The organism is Paenibacillus sp. FSL R5-0527, from assembly GCF_038008055.1.
Classification (GTDB): domain Bacteria; phylum Bacillota; class Bacilli; order Paenibacillales; family Paenibacillaceae; genus Fontibacillus; species Fontibacillus macerans.
In genome coordinates this window covers 1,236,037-1,259,467 of sequence record NZ_JBBOYI010000001.1, presented here as the reverse complement: position 1 = coordinate 1,259,467, position 23,431 = coordinate 1,236,037, and the positions used below count along the sequence as shown (strand labels likewise).

At 53.1% G+C, this 23,431-nt stretch carries 15 protein-coding genes; 2 read left to right on the top strand and 13 right to left on the bottom strand.

All coding sequences use genetic code 11. From position 1 onward, the window contains the following. Positions 1–38 precede the first annotated feature (38 nt). Positions 39–1,853: a vWA domain-containing protein gene (locus NYE69_RS05680; RefSeq protein WP_445744750.1), complete on the bottom strand. Its 1,815-nt coding sequence runs from the start codon at positions 1,851–1,853 to the stop codon at positions 39–41. Positions 1,854–2,221: 368 nt separating this feature from the next. Here NYE69_RS05680 and NYE69_RS05675 point away from each other — a divergent pair, with 368 nt between their 5' ends. Together NYE69_RS05675 and NYE69_RS05670 are read left to right on the top strand one after the other, a co-directional pair. Beyond that, entirely contained in the window at positions 2,222–3,175 is a 954-nt protein-coding gene (locus NYE69_RS05675) for a hypothetical protein (protein ID WP_340925014.1), read from the top strand. After that, the gene (locus tag NYE69_RS05670) at positions 3,165–5,240 is read left to right on the top strand and encodes a hypothetical protein (RefSeq protein ID WP_340925012.1); all 2,076 of its coding nucleotides are present in this window, start codon (positions 3,165–3,167) and stop codon (positions 5,238–5,240) included. The genes NYE69_RS05675 and NYE69_RS05670 overlap by 11 nt, the downstream gene beginning before the upstream one ends. Before the next feature lie 686 nt (positions 5,241–5,926). On the opposite strand, the gene NYE69_RS05665 is transcribed toward NYE69_RS05670, so the two are convergent. The 12 genes from NYE69_RS05665 to NYE69_RS05610 form a co-directional block, all read right to left on the bottom strand. Further along, positions 5,927–7,006 carry an NAD(P)-dependent alcohol dehydrogenase gene (locus tag NYE69_RS05665; protein ID WP_340925009.1) on the bottom strand — a complete coding sequence of 360 codons (1,080 nt, stop codon included), beginning with the start codon at positions 7,004–7,006 and terminating at the stop codon, positions 5,927–5,929. Positions 7,007–7,041: 35 nt separating this feature from the next. Beyond that, positions 7,042–8,724 carry a glycoside hydrolase family 13 protein gene (locus tag NYE69_RS05660; protein WP_340925007.1) on the bottom strand — a complete coding sequence of 561 codons (1,683 nt, stop codon included), beginning with the start codon at positions 8,722–8,724 and terminating at the stop codon, positions 7,042–7,044. A gap of 34 nt (positions 8,725–8,758) precedes the next feature. Then, positions 8,759–9,703, bottom strand: coding sequence for a ribokinase (gene rbsK, locus NYE69_RS05655; protein ID WP_340925004.1), 945 nt, complete (start codon positions 9,701–9,703; stop codon positions 8,759–8,761). Between the two features lie 2 nt (positions 9,704–9,705). Next, positions 9,706–10,710: a LacI family DNA-binding transcriptional regulator gene (locus tag NYE69_RS05650; RefSeq protein WP_340925001.1), complete on the bottom strand. Its 1,005-nt coding sequence runs from the start codon at positions 10,708–10,710 to the stop codon at positions 9,706–9,708. Positions 10,711–10,756: 46 nt separating this feature from the next. Beyond that, positions 10,757–12,892: an ADP-ribosylglycohydrolase family protein gene (locus NYE69_RS05645; RefSeq protein WP_340924999.1), complete on the bottom strand. Its 2,136-nt coding sequence runs from the start codon at positions 12,890–12,892 to the stop codon at positions 10,757–10,759. A 16-nt stretch (positions 12,893–12,908) separates the two neighbouring features. Further along, positions 12,909–13,751 carry a carbohydrate ABC transporter permease gene (locus tag NYE69_RS05640; RefSeq protein ID WP_340924995.1) on the bottom strand — a complete coding sequence of 281 codons (843 nt, stop codon included), beginning with the start codon at positions 13,749–13,751 and terminating at the stop codon, positions 12,909–12,911. Beyond that, positions 13,748–14,617, bottom strand: coding sequence for a carbohydrate ABC transporter permease (locus NYE69_RS05635; protein ID WP_340924992.1), 870 nt, complete (start codon positions 14,615–14,617; stop codon positions 13,748–13,750). Before NYE69_RS05635 ends, NYE69_RS05640 begins: the two co-directional genes overlap by 4 nt. A gap of 74 nt (positions 14,618–14,691) precedes the next feature. Beyond that, a complete protein-coding gene (locus NYE69_RS05630) occupies positions 14,692–15,948 on the bottom strand; it encodes an extracellular solute-binding protein (protein WP_340924988.1) in 1,257 nt (418 codons plus the stop codon). A 382-nt stretch (positions 15,949–16,330) separates the two neighbouring features. After that, positions 16,331–17,221, bottom strand: a complete 891-nt coding sequence (locus NYE69_RS05625; protein WP_328269572.1) for a nucleoside hydrolase — start codon at positions 17,219–17,221, stop codon at positions 16,331–16,333. A gap of 656 nt (positions 17,222–17,877) precedes the next feature. After that, complete coding sequence (locus NYE69_RS05620; protein ID WP_328269571.1) at positions 17,878–18,789, bottom strand: TetR/AcrR family transcriptional regulator; 912 nt, start codon at positions 18,787–18,789, stop codon at positions 17,878–17,880. Between the two features lie 83 nt (positions 18,790–18,872). Continuing rightward, entirely contained in the window at positions 18,873–22,022 is a 3,150-nt protein-coding gene (locus NYE69_RS05615) for an efflux RND transporter permease subunit (protein ID WP_328269570.1), read from the bottom strand. Then, positions 22,015–23,385 carry an efflux RND transporter periplasmic adaptor subunit gene (locus tag NYE69_RS05610; protein WP_340924985.1) on the bottom strand — a complete coding sequence of 457 codons (1,371 nt, stop codon included), beginning with the start codon at positions 23,383–23,385 and terminating at the stop codon, positions 22,015–22,017. The genes NYE69_RS05615 and NYE69_RS05610 overlap by 8 nt, the downstream gene beginning before the upstream one ends. Positions 23,386–23,431 lie beyond the last annotated feature (46 nt).

The following is a 23,431-nucleotide window of genomic DNA, read 5'->3' as shown; positions in this document are numbered from 1 at the left end:
CCCCCCTTTCTTTAGTTCAACTTATATTGATTAAGCAGTCACACCAGGTACTCGATGAAAATCGTTTTGTCGATCTGTTGCAGCGACAAGGACACGCGATCCCCGCTTTTGAGCTCAAGCCCGGCGGCGGCATCCACGGCCCGTCCGGATTTCTCGAGGCGCGCGGCCGAAGCGTTGCGCAGGGTAATGCGGTCTCCCTTGGCCGGGGTGAACACGACTTTCTCCGTTTCCTTCAGTTCGGGCGCCAGCTGCAGCAGCTGATGGAGATTAAACTTGCCCTTGAACGCGGTAAGCTTCTTATATTGCGGGAAGGATTTCTCGCTCGTGTTCTCGTCGCGAATCTCGATGACGATCTGGCCCACGAAGCCGCGATTCGCTTGCTTGACCGTGCCGGCAATAAAGTAGGCGGCCGCGGCGAGCACGGCTAGAGCCACTGCCGAACCGGCAACGATCAGCCAAGGGAACGGCTTCTCTGCGCTCCCTGCCGGGGGACCGGCCGGCGTAGCCGCCGCTCCGCCGGCGTTATCTTTGGCGCTCAGCGTCACCGGATCGGTTTCCCGGTAGAAGCTTTTTTCCTCGGCGCGGACCTTTAATTCATAATCGTGGGCTTCGGCAAAACGAAACGTTCCTTCAAATCGCTCGCCCGTGTTGTTCAGCTTCAATTCTTCCGTTTTGCCGCTATCCAGGTCCTTCACGATGAGCACCGCGTTCATGTTCGTGTACAGCTCGTCATTTTGCAGCTTCTGCCCATTGCTCGTCAGATACGCTCCGATGTCCACCTTATCACCCGGCTTGTAGCTCTTCGCGGCGATCTTGTCCATCTCCAGCTTGAGATCGTAGTTAAAGACGAGATTGATGTCGATTTTGTCCTTGGCCGCGCCCTTCACTCTGAGCTTCCAATCCCCCTCGGCGGGAGTCAACAGCTTAATGAGGGAATAGCTCTTCGACTTGGACAAAATCACGTCGTCCGAAGGCACCGCCACTTTGTCGCCGGAGGGGTTCACCAGCTCCGCTTCAACCGGTTTGGACGACATAATGGAAATATTCGCTTCGAGCACATTGGCGTTCGGCACGTTCACCGTCACTTCCTGGAAGCTGCCGGTGCCTGTCATGCTCTGGATCGGTACAATTTTGAGCTTCAAATGACTGGCGAAGATTTCACTAAGGATTTGTGGGAGATCGTCCGCCGAGCTGGTCGAGAACGATTTTGCCCCCGTCTGATCGGCCAAATCCTCAAGCGGCGCCTTGTTCAGCTTGCCGTCCGCGTTCAGCCCGATCGTATAGATCGGAATGCCCGCGGCCTTCGCTTGATCAACGGCCTCGCCAAGCTCCCGGTCGGACTCGCTTTGCGTCCGTCCCGAGCTTTTGTTGAAATCGTTGTTGCCGTCGGCCAGCAGCACGATCATCGGCTCGTGCCCCGGTTCGGCCCCGTTTTGCAGCACCTTCACCGCCTCCCGAACACCCACCGCGATATCGGTGTAGGGGCCTCTGTCCAGTCCGTCGATAAAGTTCTTTAAATCCTGCTTATCCTCCGGAGACTGAATCTTCAGCAGCGCCTTTTCCCGCTGGACCTTGTCCGTATAAGCCACAATCCCCACCTTGTCGCCTTTCGCGGATAGCATGTCGATGAACATCTTCATCGCTTCATTTCCGACTTTATTCGTGTCGCTCGTATTCATCGAGTTGCTTATATCGACAACGAGCACGGCATCGATCGACGAAGTCTGCTGAGCCGCGGCTCCTTGCGCGGCCGCCGCAGCGCCGGCCATAGCGACGCCGGCAAAGGACGCCAGTAACCAAATGACCATCAAAACCGTTAATATACGTGCGGATTGTTTATATCGATGCTGCATAATATTGCCCCTTTATTTTTAGATATAAATGCATGGTCATAAAGATGACTTTCTGAACGGCCTCGCAAAATGAAAATAGAAGCAGTTCCAGTTATATACTATACTAATGATAATAGATAAACCTTAAGAAAAGGTTACGAAAAAACCAGATCGCACCGCCATTATTCGCTAAAATCCGTCTTACGTCGTCATCCTCACATTAATTACGAAAGGAAATGGGATATGGTTACATACGGATGCCTCGTCCTGTTGTTTTTGTTTGCCATCATTAAGTCCTGTATATATTACTCTCGCAGAAACCGAATTGTTGCACCGCCGGAGCTCGACAGAAGACTTCTCCAATTAATTAACAGTGAAGAGAGAGAGCCATGAACAAGAAAAAAACGGTTATTCTGCACCCTCCATTAAAAACGAAATATGCCTACGAAAAGTTAAGATGCTGCAAATATTGCCAAAGCTATACCGCGCTAAATGAGGAGAAATGCACCGCCTGCGGCAAAACCGGTCTTATTCCGGTGACGCAAAAAGCGCGTCAAGCAGCGCGGCGCGCCCAGCACAATGATCTGCTGCTGGGTTTGTTTCTCACGCTGCTCGCTATTCTGTTCAGCCAGACCCTTCAACTTATGGCCATATCAGCCGCAACGGGGATTATGCTTCTTGGGCTGCTCTATTTTGTTCACCGTAAAACGCTCCACAGCCGCATTTCAGTCAAGCTGAACGAGCTGTTCCACCGCGATCGCGATAAAATCGCCGCAGGTCTTGTACGTAACCTTGAGACTGCTGTTGCCCAAGAGGATGAAGGGCGCTCCTATGAGATGATGCGGGAAGTCGCCAGGATCGTGCAAAACGACCACATCCGCAAGCTGCAGCTGATCCTGTTGCAGTCATTTGTGCTGAGGAAAGATATGGATCTGGAGCTTACGCCGCTCCTGCTGGAAGATTTCGATTCCGATCTGGCCGCGTATATTGGCGAGCTTGCCAAAATTAAGCGCGAGCTCATTAAAGACAAAGCTTTTCAATATGTTATCAAGTATGAGCGGCAAATCCTGGATATGGAGCGCGGGGAAGACATCCTGGCGGGCGTGGCCGGAGCGGCCGTTAGGTTGAAACGCTACGTTCTAGCCTATTCGGACTTCATTGCCCGATATGCCCGCAAGCTTCCCAAGGACCGTTTCCTCCGGCTATTCCGGATGATCGCCGATTCGCCCGATCTGGATTGGGGAGAGCTTATGGCCGAGACCGCCCGAATTCATAAGGAGAAATACCAGTGGGATGCCGACTTTCAACAAATAAAGCCGAGGTCTGCCGCCTATGACGGTTAGAAGATGGTTCACCCTGCATTATCTGCTCATGCTGTTATGTCTATTGACGATTCCGTTGCTGGTCCACAAGGGCATCGGGATATCCCAGAAGCTTGCCGCCATTCAAACGGCGGAACGTTTATACCACGGGAAGCAGCTTATAGAAGCCGAGGACTGGTACCGGAAGGCGCGGATTAACCGGAGCATACGCTACAAGGAGGAACTTATATCCTCACGGCTGGAGGAGCTCGCCCCCATTTCCGTCATGAAGGAAGACTTGGCGAACATTGCCGAACAAGCTTCCCGCGCGGATAGCGAGCGTGATTTTGAGCTGCTTATGGACGCCTACACCAAGCTTAAGCAGGCGCAAAGCCGTTATTTGACGCCGGAAGAGCCTTACAACGACTATTACCGTCAGTTGTCCGAGCATTACCGCTTCCCGCAAAACTTCACCGGTTATTTCAGAAGTTTTAAAACGATGTTTCTGGAGCAAATGGACCAAAATCTGACCGCTTCGAGTTATGAGGATGAATCTTTTAGGCGGAATCTGCTGCGCATTCCCGGGGGCTTGCTCGGTACGGAGCAGGAATGGCTTGATGAACTAATTACAGCCTTCCGGAGGTACGACGAAACCAAGCTGACGCGGATGGCCGCCGAAGGGCTCGTCGAACCCATGCTGAGCGATGCTTCCGCCATGCTTGCGGAATACAAGTCCAATAACCTGGAAGCCCCCTGGATCATTTCCGAAGCGGACAGCTTGATTGAAGCGCTGCTGAAAAATGACTGGGACAATGACGACTACGCCGCTTTCGCCATGCACGCTCGGCAATTCACAACATTCGCTAGCTCTGCCTATCCGGAGTCCAAGGTACTCTCTTTAGCTAAAAGCCGAATGGAAGAGTTGATGCTGCGTGCCGAAAAAAACGCGGCAAACGGCGATTACCAGGAGGCGATCGACCTTTACACGGCCATCGGCCACTATCAGGATACGCAGGCGGAAATCAGGGCGGCCGAGTTGGCCTGGACTTTGGCTGAACCGGCCCGGATGCTTCCTTCCCCGGCGGGTGGAAGCGGCTATGCGCATATCGTGAGCGGACGCGACCGTTTCGGATCGAAGCTTTATGTAGCGGCGACAGACCAAAACAATAAGCTATATTTTGGCCGCATGAACGCGGAGGAAAGCGTGCAGATTTTGTCCAATCAGGCCCTCACTCCGCAGGAACAAATCCGCACTATTGCGGTCGATCCGGACTTAAGTACGGATACCAATCCCGTTATCGTCATCGAAGCGGCATCCGAGGCGAGGAACGCCCGTTATGCCGCATTTGAAGTGCGCGAGAGCAACATTGCGCTCCTCTACTCCATAGAGGGAGACAGCCTGACCATCCAGCCGGATGGAACGCTTCTGGTGGTTAATCCGGTTGGCGAAGGGGAAGGACAAACGGCGATATTCGTCCGTTCCGGCGGCATTTATCAATTCGCAGGCGTCAAGCAGGATATCCTGGATATTTCCGCCGACAGCGTCAGCCAGTATCCCAACTCGCTGGTCCGCTTCACCTGCACCGTCATCCGTTCCGGAGCGGGAGAAGCGCTATGTATGGGCAGCAATAGCTTAATCCTGTTAAGAGGAGATATCCCTCCTTCCGCCGAAGCGGTTAATGTCACCGTCACGGGACGCTTTAAGCAGTACGCCGAACAAACTGTAGATGAGCAATTAATAGGACAAATCGCAGCGGCGCTGAAGGGACAAACCGGCGGGGAAACGAGCGGACCGAATGGGGAAGGACAAGTTGAGGATCAGGTTGAGGATCAGGTTAACAGTAAGAGTGAAGGATCAGGTAATGGGCGGATCGGGAGCCAGGTTGAAGAGCAGCATGACAGGCAGATTGATGAGCAAGCTGCAGGACAGGTTGCAGGATCAGGTGACGGGCAAATTGAAGGGCAAGCTGCTGGAAAGGGTGAAGGAACGGGCGATGGGCGGGCTACAGGACCGGGCGAAGGAGCGCCGAATGGACTGCTGCAAAGCCTTGCTGGAGCCAATCAAATATCGGTTCCCGTGGTCGAAGTAGAAACGATCCAGCAATAGGTACATTTCTACGCTAACGGTTGGGAGCGCGCCTATTGGAGCGAAAAAAACGAGATTCCATTTCTGGTGGTTGTGAGCGAGTTTATTTAGGCGAAACAGCCCTTTTCCTAAGAAAACACGGGGAATAAGCTCGATCGCAACCGTTACATCTTGCAGGTCCCCATTTTTGCCCAATTAGCGGCGCTCACAACCATTAGAATTTTCGCGTTCTGTCTGAGAAACTCAAGCGAAGAACATAAGGGAAAAAAATGGCGTTATTCCATCGGTATCCGTCCTTTTGAGAGAAATAGAGGAAATTTATGTCGCTATTTTCCCCGGCCGCAAGGAAATGCATGCGTTCGGGACCATTCACAGGGAATAAGGACAAAAAATACCGCTAATGGGGAGGAACACGCCTGGCTCCGGATAATAAGAACATAAATTTCCGCTATTTTCAACGGCACAGCCGGCGACGGGCCGCCATCGTCGTTCCAGAGGCTGACGGCGGGCAGCTTTGTGTCATTCCTGCAGCCAACGGTGGGCAGCTTTGTGTCATCCCTGCAGCCAACGGTGGGATCGTCTTCATCGTTGCAGCAGCCGGCTGCAAATCGGCGATTTCCAGTGGGCCGAGCCCCCTTTCAACAGACAAAAAAACACCACAGCAAAGAGGTCTTCTCTCTACTGTGGTGTGCCCATACTACTTGATATTAGTTCTCCCCAAGCTCCCCGCCGCCGGGGTAAATCATCACCTTGACGCTGGTTTCTTTGTTCGTCCTTGCCAGTTCGACCGCGTTTTTGATGTCGCTCAGCGGGAATTTATGCGTAATTATTTTCCGGATATCCTGCTTGGCACGGCTTAAAATCTCGATAGCGGCCGGATACGTATTTGCGTAGCGGAAAACACCGCACACGTCTAGCTCGGCGTCGATCAACGCCCCGATATCGACCGGCACGGCATCCTTGGCCGGCAAACCGACCAGGACGATCCGTCCCCCGCGCTTTGCGAACCGGATCGTGTCGGCGATGGCCCCGGGATTTCCGGAGGTCTCGATGATCAAATCGAAGCCTTCTCCCCCGGTCAGCGCCACCAGCCGCTCCTCCAAGGAACCCGGGGCCGACGGATCAAACACCTCCTGGGCTCCCATATCCAAAGCCAGCTTGCGACGAAACTCGACCACATCGCTGCCGAAAACCTGGGAGGCACCGAACATTTTAGCCGCCTCCAGCGCCAGCAGCCCGATGGGACCGAGCCCGAGGACCAGCACCCGGTCGTACGGCTGAATCCGTCCCCGCTTTACGGCATGAAATCCGACCGACAAAGGCTCGAGCAGCGCGCCTTCCTCGAAGGACATCTCCGCCGGCAGCGGAAACAAAAAATCGCTGCGGACGGTCACGTAATCGGCCCAGGCCCCGTCCACCGGCGGGGTGGCCATAAACGCCACCTCCGGGCAAAGATTGTAGCGCCCGCTTTTGCAATACGCGCATTTGCCGCAGGTGACGCCCGGCTCGACGGCGACCCGGTCGCCCGCGCGGACATTGGTCACCCGCTCGCCCGTCTCCACCACCACGCCGGCCAACTCGTGGCCCAAAATCAGCGGCTGCTTCACTTCATAGCGGCCGATCCGCCCATGCTCGTAATAATGCACGTCCGAGCCGCAAATCCCGATACAGTGCACCTTGATCAAAGCTTCATCCGGTCCCGGCTTGGGAACGGGAACCTCCCGTACCTCCAGCTTAAACGGCGCATCCAGCACGGCAGCCTTCATCATCTTCATCATCTTCTCCATCCCTCGCAATCCCTCCTAAATGGAAGCTAGTTTAACTAACGCTCCAGCCGAAACACAACCGCTTCATAAGGACGCATCGTGAAGCTGCTCTGCTTCCGGTCTGGTCGGTCCGGGTAATTGGACAGCACAACATCCCGTTTAAAACCTGCAAACTCCGGCGGAACGGTAAATTCCGGAGCATTGCCGTAGAAGTTCAGCACGATCAGGAACGCCCGTCCTTCAAACGTGCGCGAATAGACGAAGATTTCCGGGTGATCGTCCAGCCAGCCGTCGTATCTTCCGTAGATCAGCGCCTCGTTTTCCTTACGCAGGCGAATCAGCGCTTTGTAATAATTCAGGACCGAATCCGCTTCCTGAAGCTGCCGTTTCACGTTGATTTCGCGGTAATTGGGGTTAATGTTGATCCAAGGCACGCCGGTTGTAAACCCGCCAAACAGCGAATCGTCCCATTGCATCGGCGTGCGGGCGTTGTCGCGGGCCCGGTAAGCGATCCTGCGCATCGTTTCCTCGACATCTTTGCCGTCCATCAAGCGTTCGCGGTAGAAGTTGTAGATTTCCACATCGCGGTAATCGGTCAGCTCCTTAAACACGACGTTGGTCATGCCGATTTCCTGTCCTTGATAAATAAACGGCGTGCCTTGCATCAGCATAAAAAAGGTAGCCAGCATCTTGGCGGATTCCTTCGGGTAGTTGTCGGGATCGCCAAAGCGGGAGACGGAACGCGGCTGATCGTGATTTTCCAAATAGAGCGCGTTCCATCCGATGCCCTCCAGCCCCGTCTGCCACTTCTTCATGATTCCCTTCAGCTTCGCCATCTCCCAAGGCCCGAAATCCCAGCGGCCTTCCGGACCGAAATCGAGATTGACGTGTTCAAACTGGAAGATCATGTTGAAGGCCCCGTTCTCTTCGCCGATCCAACGGTCGGCTTCAGAAATCGGCGCGCCGCTAGCTTCCCCTACCGTCATAATATCGTAGTCGGCAAAAGCTTCGCGCTTGAACAGCTGCAGGAAATCATGGATTCCTTCCACATTGCGGTGCCCGTCCATGGCATCCACATACCGCAGCTTGTGCGGGTTGGGCATATCCGGCAGCCCCGGCAGCTTCTTAATGTGCGTGATCGCGTCGACCCTGAACCCATCGATACCCTTATCCAGCCACCAGCGGATCATGTTGATCAGCTCCTGGCGGACTTGGGGATTTTCCATGTTCAGATCCGGCTGTCTCCGGGAATACAGATGCAGGAAATATTGTCCGGTCGTCTCGTCGTATTCCCAGGCCGAACCGTTAAACATCGATTCCCAGTTGTTCGGCTCGCCCCCGTCCTTGCCGTCCCGCCAAATATAATAGTCGCGCTTCGGGTTATCGCGGGAAGACCGGGATTCGATAAACCACGGATGCTCGTCCGAGGTATGGTTCAGCACCAGATCCATAATAACTTTCATACCCCGCTCATGGATGCCGGACAACAGCCGGTCAAAATCCTCCATCGTGCCGAATTCGTCCATAATGTCCTGATAATCGCTGATATCATAACCGTTATCGTCATTGGGCGATTTATAGATCGGACAAATCCAGATGACATCAATCCCCAGCTCTTGCAAGTAATCCAGCCTGGAGATGATGCCAGGAATGTCCCCGACGCCATCTCCATTCGAATCCATAAAGCTCCGCGGATAAATTTGATACGCAACCGCTTCTTTCCACCATACTTTTCGCATTTTGGTTTCCCCCATAACATCTTCATCCACGATTCTAAACGCTCCCTGCGAGAAACAGGTCCACCTCCGAAGCCTCGGGCATCCCGTTTTGGGCCCCAAATTTGGTGACCGCCAGCGCCGAGGCGGCGACGGCGTATTCGGCCGCCTCCTTTAGCCCCAAGCCTTTGGCGATGGACACCGCAAGGGCCGCGTTAAAGCAATCCCCGGCTCCCGTCGTGTCCGAGACCTCCATCTTTCTGCCGGGAATATGGAACGTACGGCCGGACGCATTCATATGCACCACGCCATCCGCCCCAAGCGTAACCATAATGGAAGGAAGCCCTTTATCGATCATCCTCCGCATGGCGGCATAAAGCGCAGAGAAATCGGTTACTTTCAAAATCTCCGGCATGCCCGCCAAAATGGACAACTCCTGGCGGTTTGGCGTTAACAAATGCAGCATCGGGTAAATTTCTTCCGGCAACGGCTGGGCCGGAGCCGGATTCAGGATGATTTTTTTGCCAATCCCATGCGCGTATTTAATACACTCTACCACTGTATCCAGCGGAATCTCCAATTGCAGCAGGACAACATCCGCCCGGTCGATATGCGACTTGCGCTGCGCGATATCGGACCAGGTGATTTTTCCGTTCGCCCCGGGTACGACCACAATCCGGTTGTCCCGGTCGTGGACCCAGATCGAAGCGATTCCCGTTTTCTCCTCCGGCATCACGTTCAGTGCCTGAACAATGGAATACCGTTTTAATTCCTGCAGCATCTGCTCGCCAAAGCGATCTTTTCCCACAGCACCGATAAAAGATGTTTCCATGCCGAGCCGGGAAGCCGCCACGGCCTGATTCGCCCCTTTTCCTCCGGGCAGAAGCTTGACCCCGGCGCCCATGATCGTCTCTCCTTTTTCGGGTAGAACCGGGGTCTCTATGACAATATCCATATTCATACTGCCGATTACGACAATATTAGGATTTTGCATGCCTGTCATTGCTACTCACTATCCCTTCGCGTTGAATCCCTGATGATTAATGACACGTTGATCTCGATGACCTCGGCGTCGAATTTCGTATCCCGTGCTTCGATCTGTTGTACCAGCGTGCGCGCCGCTTTTTCTCCCATTTCGTAAATGGGCTGGGCGACGGTCGTCAGTTCGGGTTCGATCATTTCGGCCAGCTTAATGCCGTCGAATCCGCATACGGCGATGTCGTCTGGCACCTTCACACCCTTCCGGTGAAGCGCCTTAAGCGCGCCGATCGCCATAAAATCGTTGCCGGCAAAAATGCCGTCAATGTCGGGATGCCGCAGCAGCAGCGTTTCGACCGCCTGCATCCCGCCCTCCAGTTGAAAGTGACCGGGCGCCATTAATGAAGGGGTATACCAAGAAAAAGATTTAACATAGTCTTCGTAACCGTTTAGCCGTTCCTGGGCGGTGACGATTTCCTGTGGACCATAGATGTGGGCGATCTTTTTGCAGCCTATGTCAAGCAGATGCTTTACGGCAAGCTGAGCTCCCTCGTAGTTGTTGCAGCGGATTAACGTGCATTTTTCCGTATCGGACGAACGGTCCAGCACCACCACGGGAATATTGTCCCGGCGAAGCTTGTTCAGTTCCTCCTGCGTCAGATAATTGGAGGCATAGATGATCCCGTCGATGCGCCGTTTGCGCAGCGCCTCCAGATAGCTTTTTTCCTTAAAGTCACGGTTGTCGGAATTGCAGAAGAACACGGTATAACCCCGCTGCTGGCAAATATCCTCCACGGCCCGGGCCAGTTCGGAAAAAAACGGGTTTGTAATATCAGGCAAAATTATAGCGATCGTAGGCATGCTGCGATCCGCCAACCGGCGGAATATCAGCGGCTCGTACCCCAACTGCTCCATAGCATCCATTATCCGCTGTTCCGCCTGCTTGCTGACATATCCATTTTGATTGACCATGCGGGATACCGTTGCAATCGATACCCCCGCCAGTTCCGCCACATCTTTGATCGTCGCCAAGTTTCAACACCACCACATAGTTTCTATATATATATTTACAGCAAATTTACAGTAAAGGCTTTACTTGATAGGATGAATAGGCCGTACGGCTTCCGCCGTCATTGCCGAAGCCGATGGCGCCGCGCAAATAAGGCGCGTCTTCATCGCGATACTGAATGGCCGGGCTTCCGTCGATCGAAACCTCGATCAAGGAGCCCCTTACGCTGACTTCCAGTTCATAGTCCAATCCATGCTTCCAGGGGAACGGCTGGGATTGCAGCATGCGGTAGCCTTCGAAATTTTTGTACAAGGCAATCGTTTGCCCTGGTGCCAGTCCGACGACGTACCCCCGCATCGCCCCCTGCACGCGGAACAGGACGGAATGCTGCTCGCCTTTGAGCGGTTTCAGCTTGACCCGGAACCGGTAATCGTCCCACAAATGCGAACCTGTATAGCATTCGGCCGGTTCGAATCCGTGGCCGCCGGCCAGCCGGCCTTCCTCCAATCTCCATATCCCCCGCAGGTAAGTCATCTGCGACACCGTCTGGTGCAGGGCGTTCCATTTCTCCATGCGCTGGGAGGCAAAATCGACGGCATAATCCGCAGCCCCATACACTTTGAACTCGTCCAGGAACCATTTCAGGGAAAAAGATTTCTCCCGCAGGCTGGAATCTCCGCTCACCGTGTACTCCATACCGACCTTGCCAATCGCCGCGTTCTCGGCATACGGAATTTGGTAGCCGACCCGCTGCCATTCTCCATTCAAAACGAGCGGGGCGCTGTACAGGCGGTGTCCGGTGAAGACATCCTCCGCAAACAAGCGCACATGGAGGCCGGTGCCTACCGCCTCGTCGAGCTTGAGCCAAGCTTCCACGGTCTGTCCGGGATATACGGTCGGCGAGATGTCCGGATCGTAGCGGCTGTCGTCGAAATCGCCCGGCGAGCCGTACGTCAGGAAAAACACGTCGAAAGTCGTTCCGGTAAACACCGAAGGCGCCGTAAGCTGCAAGGATCGCTTTCCTTTGTAAGCCTCGCGGTCCGTATTGGCGAGCAAAATCCGCTCATTCCCGCGGTATTTCCATTCCAGCGCATGCGTGGAACCGGGCAGTTCAAAATGCAGATAATGGGCGCTGTCGTCCCGCAAAATCTCCTCCCATTCCGGGATCGGCTCCCCGTTTAACTTGCTGGCCAGCTTGGCCGTATCGGTGGTGATTTGCGGAATCGTCCGCAAATTTAAGCTGCCCAAAATGCCGGAGCAGCAGACGAAATCGTTGATCGGGTCTTTCCACTTTGCCTCGATTCCGCCGGGGCCGTTCAGAACACCGAGAATCGTTCCCACATTCCCCACATTGCAGTCCGTATCCCACCCGCACATATTGCAGATATTGATCGTCCGGCTGAAGTCGCCCTGCCCGTACAATAAGGATAACACGATTACGGCCGCGTTAGGAATAATATGGCAGACCCCTTCATAATGCTGGTACCCGTATTTTTCCTGAACATAAGCAAACGCTTCGCGCCAGTCCTCCGGATGCTCAAGGTGAAAGGCCATGATATCCCGCGCCATCCGCGCGTAATCGCTGGTTTCCTCAATGACGGACAATCCGTCCGCAAGGATCTCCTCCACCTTACCCTTCACAAACGCGGATGCGATGCAGGCGGCAATAAAACGCCCGCCGCGGATGCCGTCCCCGCCGTGCGTGACGCTTGACATCATCCCCGCAAGCTCCGCCGCTTTGAACGGATCGCCCGGGCATACCAGCCCCCAGCAGTCCGAGAAAATCTGCCCGCCGATCTGCTCGGCCGCCGTTTTGCCGTTCTGCTCAATGGAACCGGACAGCGGAGCGGGAACGCCGTTTTTCAAATTCAGGTAAGCCGTATGCTCGGTCGAAACGCCGTAGCCTCCCCACCAGAAGAAGCCGTGCCCTTCCCCCGCGTAGTTCCGCAGCGTATGGGCCATTTCCCGCTCCGTTAGCCGGTTTGGATCAAAGTCGGCCAACGCCCGCATAAAAAATACCGGGCCATTGATATCATCATCCGCCGCAAAATGCTTGAACAAATAAGGATAGTCCGTAATTTCCCCAAAGGTTTGTCCGATCCGTTCGTAGGACCAGCCCTCGATATTGGCGCCATGCACCACACCGATCACCTTGCCTAACCAGCCTCCATACAATTTTTCCATGTAGTCTTTAGGAAATGCCATCCGTATCACCCCGTTATTAGCTTTTAACAGCCCCGCCCGTTAAACCGGCGATAATTTGCTTTTGGAAAAAGACGTACACCAGCATAATCGGAATCACCGTCATGACGAACGATGCAAAGGCCAGATTGTAATTAAACGAATATTGCGATTTGAAGTTATATTGGAATAACGGAAGCGTCCAAAACGTTTCCGATTTGTTCAAAATCAGCAGCGGCAGCAGGAAGTCGTTCCAGATCCAAAAGGAATTGACGATAATCACCGTGGCGGTCAGAGGAGCCAGCAGCGGAAAAATAACCGAGCGGTACGTTCTGAATTTGGAGCAGCCGTCCACCTCCGCCGCCTCTTCCAATTCTTTCGGAATCGTCGTACGAATGTAGCCTACATATAAGAATACGCCTTGCGTTAGCGCATAAGTCACGTAAAGCAAAATCAGCCCGAACCGGTTCAGCAGGTCAAGCTCCGTCATCAGTCGGGTCACGGGCAGCATGATCACCTGGAAAGGAATGATAATTCCCATAATAAACAGGATGTACAACGTTTTGAAATACCATTTGTTCATATTGCGGCTGATGGCGTAGGCCGTAAGCGGCACAACCAGCAGGATCAACAAAATCGAAACCACCGTAATCAAAACGGAGTTGGAGAAAAATTGAAAGAAATTATTGTTGAACAGCACTTCCTGGAAATTGCCCAAATACAGCTCCGATGGGAAAGCAAAAAAGTTTCTGGCGCTTTCCTTGCTTGTTTTGAATGCCGTGATCACCGTCAAATAGAGGGGCAGAAAAATGACAACCAGGCCGGCGGACAACAAAACATAGCTGACCGCGGACAATCGCTTTTCACTGCTGCCGTTCATCATGCATTCACCTCCAGCCTGCTCATGGAGCGGATCTGTACGATCGATACGATGGCAATGATAACGAACAAGACGATCGCCAGCGAGCTTGCGTAACTGAATTTAAATTCCTGAAAGGCAAAATTGTAGACGAGCAATCCTACGCTCTCCGTCGTTCTGCCCGGTCCTCCTCCTGTCATCGCCATAATGTAATCAAACGCGGTGAGCCCGCTTTTGGCCGAGAGGATTACGACGATATTTAAGGTCGGGATCAGAAACGGAATGACGACGGAGCGGAACCGCTGCCAAGGGGTGGCGCCGTCCAGGCTGGCCGCTTCGAGCAAATCCTTGGGCACGCTCTGCAGAGCCGCCAGGAACAGCAGCGTCGGAATGGCCAAGCCTTGCCACAGGCTGACGAACAACAAGCCGAAGAAGGCCCAATCCGGATTGGACAGCAAATTCCGCGACAGCACATCCGAGCCGACGGCTTTGCCAAAAGCCGGAAGGGCCTGGGAGAACAACTGGTTGAAAATCAAACCGACGGTAATCATGCTGAGTACGGCCGGGAAGAAATACGTCGTCCGGTAAAACGATTGGAAGCGGCGAACGCGATTGAGCAGCAAAGCGATCACTACGGCAAGCACCACGGTCAGGACGATCAGGCCCAGCGCATATTTAAAGGTAAAGCCTAGGCTGCTCAGAATCCGGTCATCCTGAACCAGCCGCACATAGTTGTCCACCCCAATGAAATGACTCGTCTTGCTCAGCCCGTCCCAATCGCTCAGACTGTACAAAAATCCGTTCACCATCGGGTAAAGGAAGAAAACGGCGTACAACAGAAGCGCCGGCAGTGTAAACAAGTAATGGGCATATCTGTTGAATGTTTTCATCACAATCCCCCTCTTTTCAAAAATAAATGTGGAAACCGGAGAGAATGATGCATCCTCTCCAGTCCGACTTTATCTTACTTGCCAAACTCCTGGTTAATCCATTTCAGCAAGGCGTCCTTGTCTTTCATAATCAGATACGCGGAGGTTTCCGTGCCCCAGCTGGAATCAAGGCCCGCCTTCCAGTTAAAGTGAAGCCATGGATAATAACGTCCGTCTTCCGTAATCAGCTTGGTGACATCCTCCGTTTGCGGAGCGTCCGCTTTGACGCCCGTGATGGTGGAAGGAGACTTCTCATTGTCCGCCAAATATTGCGCCGTCTGCTGATCGGCCATAAACTTCACGAACTTTTTGGCCTCTTCCGGGTGTTCCGTGGAAGCGGAGATCGCCAGCGCGTAATCGATGCCGCCTACGACAGCCCCGTTACCGCTTTCATTCGGAATAGGGAACATCTTGTATTCATCTTCCATCCCGGCTTGTTCGATCACCGGGACAGCCCAAATGCCTTGCGGAAGCATGAGTGCTTGTCCCGTGGCAAACAGATTTACGGCATCCGGATAATCCGCTCCCGCAGCGTCAGGCTGGCTGTTGTCGCGAATAAAATCCATTTGCGCTATCAGCTTTTGAATGCCAGGATCGTCCGCCGCCTTGACCGAAGTGTCCTGGAAAAATCCGTTGGCCGCTTCATAACCGACGGCATTGGTCAGCAGCGCTTCGGTGAGATGGCCCGCGGACCAGGCTGCCTTAAAGCTGGTGGCAAACGGGATAGCGCCCTTCTCTTTAATCGCCGCCGCGGTTTGCTCCAGTTCCGCCCAGGTTGCCGGCACCTTCAAGCCGAGCTCGGCAAATTTATCCGCATTATAAAAGATGCCGTAAGCGTTTACTGTCAGCGGCGCGCTGTAGTCTTTGCCGTTCACCTTGACGCCGTCCAAAAATTGCGGATTGATGTTCGCAAGCACATCGGTGCCGGTCAAATCCATAAAGTAATCGGACTCGGCTTGCGTTTTGAAATCGGATTCATTCGGAAAGATGGACATGATATCGGGCGCATCGCTGCTGGCCAGCCGGTTGTACAGCACCTTTCGCGAATCCGGAACCTGCACCTGATTGACTTTAATGTTCGGGTTCTCCGCCTCGAAATTGGCGATGATCTGGTTCAGATAGTCCTTGACTTCGGACTTCTGGTTGAAGATTTCCAGCGTCACCTGCTCCCCCGAACCTTGTTTTGCGTTTGCGCCTTCACTTGCGCCCCCGCCGGACGACTTGCCTCCGCATCCCGCCACGACAAGCATCAGAGCCAGCATCGAAATCCCTAATATTTTCTTTGTTTTCATATAGAGCCCCCCTGTTCATTTAAGTGCGTGTTCAAAAAGGTCGGTTTTCAGCACCGAAGATTATGCTTCCGATGTGCGTTTTTTCAAAACGCTTTAGGTCGGATGAAGCCAGGACCGAGGAGCGGAGCGTACGTTTTGGGTACGTGAGCACCTGAAATGTTTCCGTAGGAAACATGCTTCGGAAGCATATGCTTGGCCCGGCTGAATTCAAGATTCGATGCCGAGTTACTACTTGAATCTACTTCGTGATAAGAAAAACTTATCGATGTACTCTCAAAGAAGACAGACCGCGATTAGCGGTAGTTTTTCTTGCGATATAAGGAAGCAGATACTTAGTAGTCAATTCTTTCTTATATCTTCAAAAGCGGACTTTTTGAACAACCTATTTAAGCAATCTTTGCAAAAACAGTTGAATGAAAGCTTCGCTTTTTACCCCGACGGCAGCCAGCACATTGGTTTCCATCGGCCGCTCGAAGAATACGTCTCTGTGTTCGACCGTCATCCCCCTGGTAAACTCCCCTTTGCACTCTATGGAAATCTTTTTTGGCGCAAGGTCCAACAAATCCGGATGACTAAGATAAGCAACCGTCAATGGATCATGCAGGATAGGGAGATGTTTCGACGAATCCATCCACATCGTTATCAGGCGCGACAAAAAATCGGTTTCCATTCTCCCCGCGCGCTTGATCCGATCCACATCGGCCTGGGTTAACCGACACTGCAGGGTGACGTCGAGGCCGATCATCGTCAGCTTCAGCCCCGCATCAAAGACGATTCTCGCCGCTTCGGGATCACACACGATGTTCCACTCCGGGTAAAAAGCCGAGTGCATCCCGCCCATCATCACAATGTTGGCGCCCCGCATCACCTCGGGAGCTTTCATCACCGCACAGGCGATATTGGTCAGCGGGCCGATGGCGACAATCGTCAAATCTGGGTCGCGCCGCACCTGATCGATCAGAAAATCCGCCGCATGCTGCTCGCAGTTGAGATCGATGTCCCGGTATTCCTCCGCCCACTGGCACGGAATGCTGGCGGTATCCGTCTTGTTGATCAGCGGGCTGCCGATGCCGGTCGCCACAGGAATGTCCAATCTCCCGTAAGCTTTAAGCAATTGCAATGCCAATTTTGTACGCAGGCCGGTGTTTCTGTACACCGTCGTTAATCCGGCCAAGTCCAGTTCCGGGGAATTCAGAGCCAACACAATAGCCAGCGCGTCGTCGATATCGTCGCCGATATCCGTGTCTATGACGATCCGTCTTATCCTTACCACCTCTTTCATAGGATTCAAAAAGCGAGCAAGACGGAAAATCTACCATACAAAATGATAATAATATGTAAATTTTACATCATTCCCGGCTTTTTATAGCGCTATCATAGCAAATGAAAGCGTTTCTATCAAGCTATTTTCAATTATATTTTTTCGTTTATTTCTTCCAAAATCTCGAAAATCCCTATATTACAAGGGTATACCGCGCTACGATTTATTTTTATACACTCCATTTTTAATTGTGTAAATTTTACATAGACTATTTGAGAAACTCAGCGAAAAAATAAGTTCAACCGCCCCACTACTGCCGATAAAAAGGAAATAAGCTCGCTGGCAACCGTTTACATTATTGTATTCTCTCGTTTCAACCCAAATAACGGCGCTCACAACCGTTTGATTTTGCGCGCTCCACCTATAATGAAAACATAAGCGCAAAAAGTGTCGTTATTCCGGTGATACCCGTCCATTTGAGAGAAATAGAGGAAATTTATGTCGCTATTTTCTCGAATCGCTAGGAAATGCCCGCGTTCTGGACCACTCATAGGCAAATAAGGACAAAAAATTCCGCTAATGGGGATCAACATGATCATATCGCCGATTTCTAAGCTCACAAAGCAAAAAGCCCGGATCCAAGATCCGGGCGGCAACGCAGTAAAGATTCAAATTTGTGACGAGGGTGCCTCCGGCTCAAAAACCCGCCTTAACTGCCCGCATTCGTCACGCAGCTCGTCAAGCTGCTCAAGGTAATACAGCAACGCTTTGATGACGATGTTTTGGTTTAAGGAGTCCTTTGACTCTGTTTTGATTTGGGCAATGGCCTGAAGGTAATCTTGCTTTTCGGAATCGCTCAGGGATGCGTGATCTTGGATGATCGACTCCATTCTGCGATACACCCGCTGAAGCTGACGCGATCTCATCACCGGCGTAACGTCCTCCGGCCAGCAGTTCATGATCCAGGAAGGTGTCTCAAACAACAGCGGCATATCCGGTTTTTTGAACTTCAGCCCTTCGACCACTACACCGATCAAGTATTCAATATAAACCGCTAACTTACGGTTTTGGTCATGGGACAGATTCGGACCGCACACCCGGGTGTACACAAACATGATGCTGACCGCGATAAATGACACGTCCACGGCAAATCCGTCCATTTGCTCGCCGTACAGATCGACAATACTGTCCTGCAACCATGTAAATACTTTACGTTCAACCGTCATCACTGCGTTTTGTATGTGTTCATTTTCAAAAAAATGTTGCGCTGGATCCAGAAAAAAGTCGAGATAAGTGTGATATTTAAAAATATCTTCCAGATAAATCAGGCATAACTCGATGATCCGGTCGCTTTTCGATAAATCCACTTTGCGATAGAGCCGCTGGACCTGTTCCTCCAGCTCTTCGGTAAAAATCTCGAGCACTTCCAGCAGCAGATCCTCTTTACTGGGGAAATACTTGTAAAACGACGGCTTGGTCATGCCGCTTGCCTTGGCAATTTCATCGATCGTCGTTAAAACAAACCCTTTCTCCTGAAAGAGTTGAAACGCCGCGTCAATGATCGCTGTTTTCTTACTCACACCGTATGATCCTTTCTTCAGGGATTGATCTGCGAAATAAACGCACTCCGTAAAAGACCCTGCCCGCTAAACGAGCGGACTGCTTACATGGTCAGCGGGTTATTCGGCCCTTCCGGAAGATGGCCCGAAGGTCCCCCCGGTCCGGCATCCCGTTTTGCTTTCCGCTTCTGGCGTTTTTCTTTATACAAGGCTACCACCATATACAAAGACGGAACGACGATCAAAGTGAGCAACGTCGAAAACATCAGCCCGAAAATAATCGTGTAGGCCATCGGCCGGAACAGGATGCTTCCCGTAAGGGCCAGCGGCAACAAACCGATGATGGCGGTCAGCGAGGTCAGCAGGATCGGCCGGAAACGGGCCGAGGTCGCTCCAATGACCGCTTCCTTAAGCTCTACGCCTTCGCGGCGCGCATCCTCGATAAATTCGATGAGTACGATCCCGTTCCGCACGACGATCCCCGCCAGGGAGATGATCCCCATGATGCTCATGAAGCCGATCGACGAGCCGGAAATAAAGATGCCGATGACTCCGCCCGCCGCAGCCAGATATACCGTCGTCATAATGATGACCGGCGCCGACAGCGAGTAGAACTGCACCGTAATCAGCAGCAGAATCAGGAAGATGACGATAATGAACAAGTTGCCCAAATCCGCGAAAATCTCGGCCTGATCCGACGTTTCGCCGCCAAGCGTCCAGGTATAGCCATCCGGAAAATGCATGTCGCCGAGGAGAGCGCTAATTTCCGCATTAAGCTCCGTTGCGGTTTTGCCGCCTGTCGCATCAGCCTCCACCGTAACGGTACGCACCAGGTTGTAGTGCTGAATTTTCTGGATGGAGAACGACGGCTTTAATTCCGCGAGCTGCGATAACGGCACCTGCACGCCTTGGTCATTGGTTACGTTAATTTGCTGGAATAGATCGCTAGGGTTGCCGTCCTTGTTTTTCATATACAAATTAACATCGATGATTTGTTTCCCCGTGTCAAAATCGCCGATATCGAGGCCGTCGCCCATCAGCCGCAGCGTTTGGGTCAAGGTCCGGTAATCCACCTGATGCTGTTTCATAGCCTCTTCGTTAACGGCAAACTCCAGCGTATAGCTTTGGTTTCCAAAATTGTCTTTGATTCCCGAGGTGCCGTCCACCCGGGCAATTTTCTCCTTCACCTGCTGGGACAGGGTCTGGAGTTCAGCCAAATCTTCGCCCGAAATCCGCACGGATACGGCCGCTCCAACCGGAGTCCCCAGCCGCGGAATGTTCGTCGTGATGGTGGCCCCAGGGTGCTGTTTCTTCAATTTCTCCTGCCAGGATTGCACCGTTTTTTCCCAGTTGTATTTCCCCTCTTTGCCGGCAACCGCGATTTGGCCGACCGTCGGCGAAGAGCTTACCATGTTCGTGATGTCCGAAAATAATTGCGGTGCCTTTCCGCCAACGCCGTAGCTGACCGTCTCCGCTTCCGGCTGCTTCAGCACCCACTCGGCGATGCTTGACAGCACGCGATCCGTTTCCTGGAACGACGTTCCGACCGGCATTTCCACATTGATGTTCACGTTCGGATCTTCCGCCTGCGGAAACAGATCGATCGGCGTCAGCAGCGCAAAACCAAACGAAGCCGTGCCGATCAACAGTCCGGTCAGCGCGGTAAGCAGAGGCCGCTTCAGCACCTTTGGAATAATTTTACCAGAATACCACTGCGTTGCACTATGAATTTGTTTACCAAGCAAACCGGGCGGCTTTCCCTCGCCTTTTTTCGCTTGACGCTGGACTCTGCGCTTCTCATGCCACTCGCGGAAAATCGGGATGATCGTCAGCGACATCGCCATGGACGCCAACATGGAGCAGGAAATCACGATCGGAATCGGCTTGATGAAGGAGCCGACGTCGCCCGTAAGGAACAGCAGCGGCATAAAGGCAAAGATGGTCGACAACGTGGCCGTCAGAATCGAAATGGAAACCTCCTTCGCTCCTTTTACGGAAGCGTCGGACGGGCTTTCTCCGAGTTCGCTGAGCCGCCGCTCGATGTTATCGTTGACGACCACGGCGTCATCCACCAGAATCCCCAGCACGATAATCAGACCAACGATCGTGATTTCATTCAAGGTTACCCCGGCCAGCGGCAAGGCGATTAGCCCCAGCGCGATCGAGACCGGAATGGCCAAGGCCACAAAAGCCGCCGTCAGCAGATTAAGACCAAGCATACAAACGATAATTACGGCGACGATCGCAATCAGCATCTCCCGGGTCAAATCATTAAACATTTTGTCCACGATTTCCAGTTGGGCAAATGCCGTCTTAAACATCACGTTTTTCGGCAAGCCTCCGGCCAAATCGCCAAGCTTCGCCGTAATGAGCTTATCCATCGAAGGCACATCCGAGCCCGTCTGCGCGTTGACGTTGACCAGAATGGCGGGCTTCCCGTTATAATAAGGCAAATATTCCGGATCGCTATACCCCAGCTTGGCTTCGCCGACGTCTTTTAAATAAACAGGGAACCCGTCTTGCGTCCTCATAATCAAAACATCATTCAGTTTCTTAACGTCATCCAAACTTTTGACCATCAGCTGATAATTGCGGCTATCGTAACTTAGGTCGCCCAACGGTACGCGCTCGTTCATCTTTTGTACGGCTTGAATGACCATTCCCCACGGAATTCCGTATTGCTGCAATTTCTGCGTATCGATCTGCACGGCGACTTCACTGTCGGGAATTCCTTGGATTTCCACGCCGGCCACGCCTTTTACCGTCTGGATCTGGTCGCGCCATTCGATCATCGTATCGTTCAGCGTGTACAGGTCCTCCCGGTTATCTGCGTAAATCACATAGGAGCCGACAAAAGCGGAGGCCAGGTTATCATTGACGACCGGCTGATTTACGTCGTCCGGCAAATCGGCGGCGGCGTCCTGGACATTCTTGCGCAGCTCGTCCCAGGCCGCTTCGGCGTCTGCGTCCGCGTAGGCCTCCACCGTAATGCTGGAATACCCGCTTCCCGAAGTAGAGATGATGTTCTCTACGCTATCCACCTTTTTGATCGCCTGTTCCAGCACCTTGGTGACGGATTGCTCCACCTTTTCCGGGGTCGCCCCCGGGTAAACCGTCGTCACCAGCGCGGTCTTCACCACCGCATCCGGCATATCCTGACGGGCCAGCCCCGTAAAGCTGTACACGCCGACTAAAATAAGCATCATGAAAAACAACAGGGTGATTTTGCGTTTTCTGACCAGAAAATTAATCATTGGCCGTGTCCTCCGCCGTTACAATGGAATCCCCGTCAAACAGCCCTTCGGCTCCGGCGGTCACGACGACATCTCCCTCCTGCAAACCGGACAAAATCCGGAAGCGGTTATCAATGATTTCATCCCCCAGTTCGACGGTCGTTTTTACCGCTTTTCCGCCCGCATCACGGAACACGTACGGCTCCTGGCCCTTGCTGATCACGGCTTCAGCCGGGACGAGGATCCCCTTTTGATCGGAAACTTGAAGCCCCGCCTTCACAACCTGTCCCGGGAACCAATCCTTGTTCGGGTTAAGAACGTTCACTTCCACGGAAATCGTGCCCGTCCCCGCATTGGTTTGCGGATAAACGCGGGTTACGGTTCCGGTCCGGGTTTCGTTCCCCAACGCCACATCAACCTTCTGCCCTTTCTTCCAAGCGGAAATTTCGCTGTCCGGAACCGGGAGCAGCACTTGCAGTTCGGCGGTCGACCCGATGACAAAAGCCGGGTTTCCCGCAGCGGCGGCCTGGCCGGACACGGCCATTTTTTCCAGTATTGTACCGGATACGGTAGCCGTCAATTTCGTTTTGGACAGGGCCAGTTCGGCCTGCTCCTGGCTGGCCAGCGCGTTTTGATACCCCGCCTCGGCTTGCGTTTTGGCGGCCAAGGCCGATTGTTTGCCGGACTGGGCTTGTTCAAGCGTGGCTTTGGCGGTTTTTAGCTGCTCAGCCGTAGCGCCGTCGGTCAACTCCTTCAGTTGCTGCTTTGCGCTGTCCAGTGTGTTCGCCGCATTTTTTAGCTGAAGTTGCGCTTGCTCGTAATCATTAAGCGAAATTAACCCTTGCCCATATAAATTTTGGTAACGCTCGGCATCGGTCTTTGCTTTGTTATAAGCATCTTCCGCTTGCTTCACCTGATTTTGGACTTGGGCCAGCTGCTCCTCGGACGCTCCCTTCTTCACTGCGGACAAATTAGCCTCGGCGCTTTGGATTTGCGCTTCGGCCTGAGCGAGCCCCGCCGCGGCGGCGCTGACTTGGCCCTTGGCCTGGGCTACGCCGCTTTTGGCCTGATCCAACCCAATCCGGGCCTGCGCGTCATCCAGCACGGCCAGGACATCTCCTTCTTTGACTTTGTCGCCAACTTCCACCAACGTCTGTTTGATTTCTCCGGATGCTTGAAACGTAACGGTCGCCGAATCGGCGGAACGCAGCGTGCCCGATAGATCATACACCGTGTTCAAAGGTTCTAGTTTCACCTGCATGACCTCGACGACTGCCGAATCGCCATTCGCTGCAGCGGTTTCTCCATTGCTTCCTGAAGAACATGCGGTTAAAGACAGCGTGAACATCGCCGCTATCATTAGCCATAAGCAACGTCCTTTCATCTGGATATCCCCCTCCTATTTACTTATCGGTAATTTTTTTAACTCT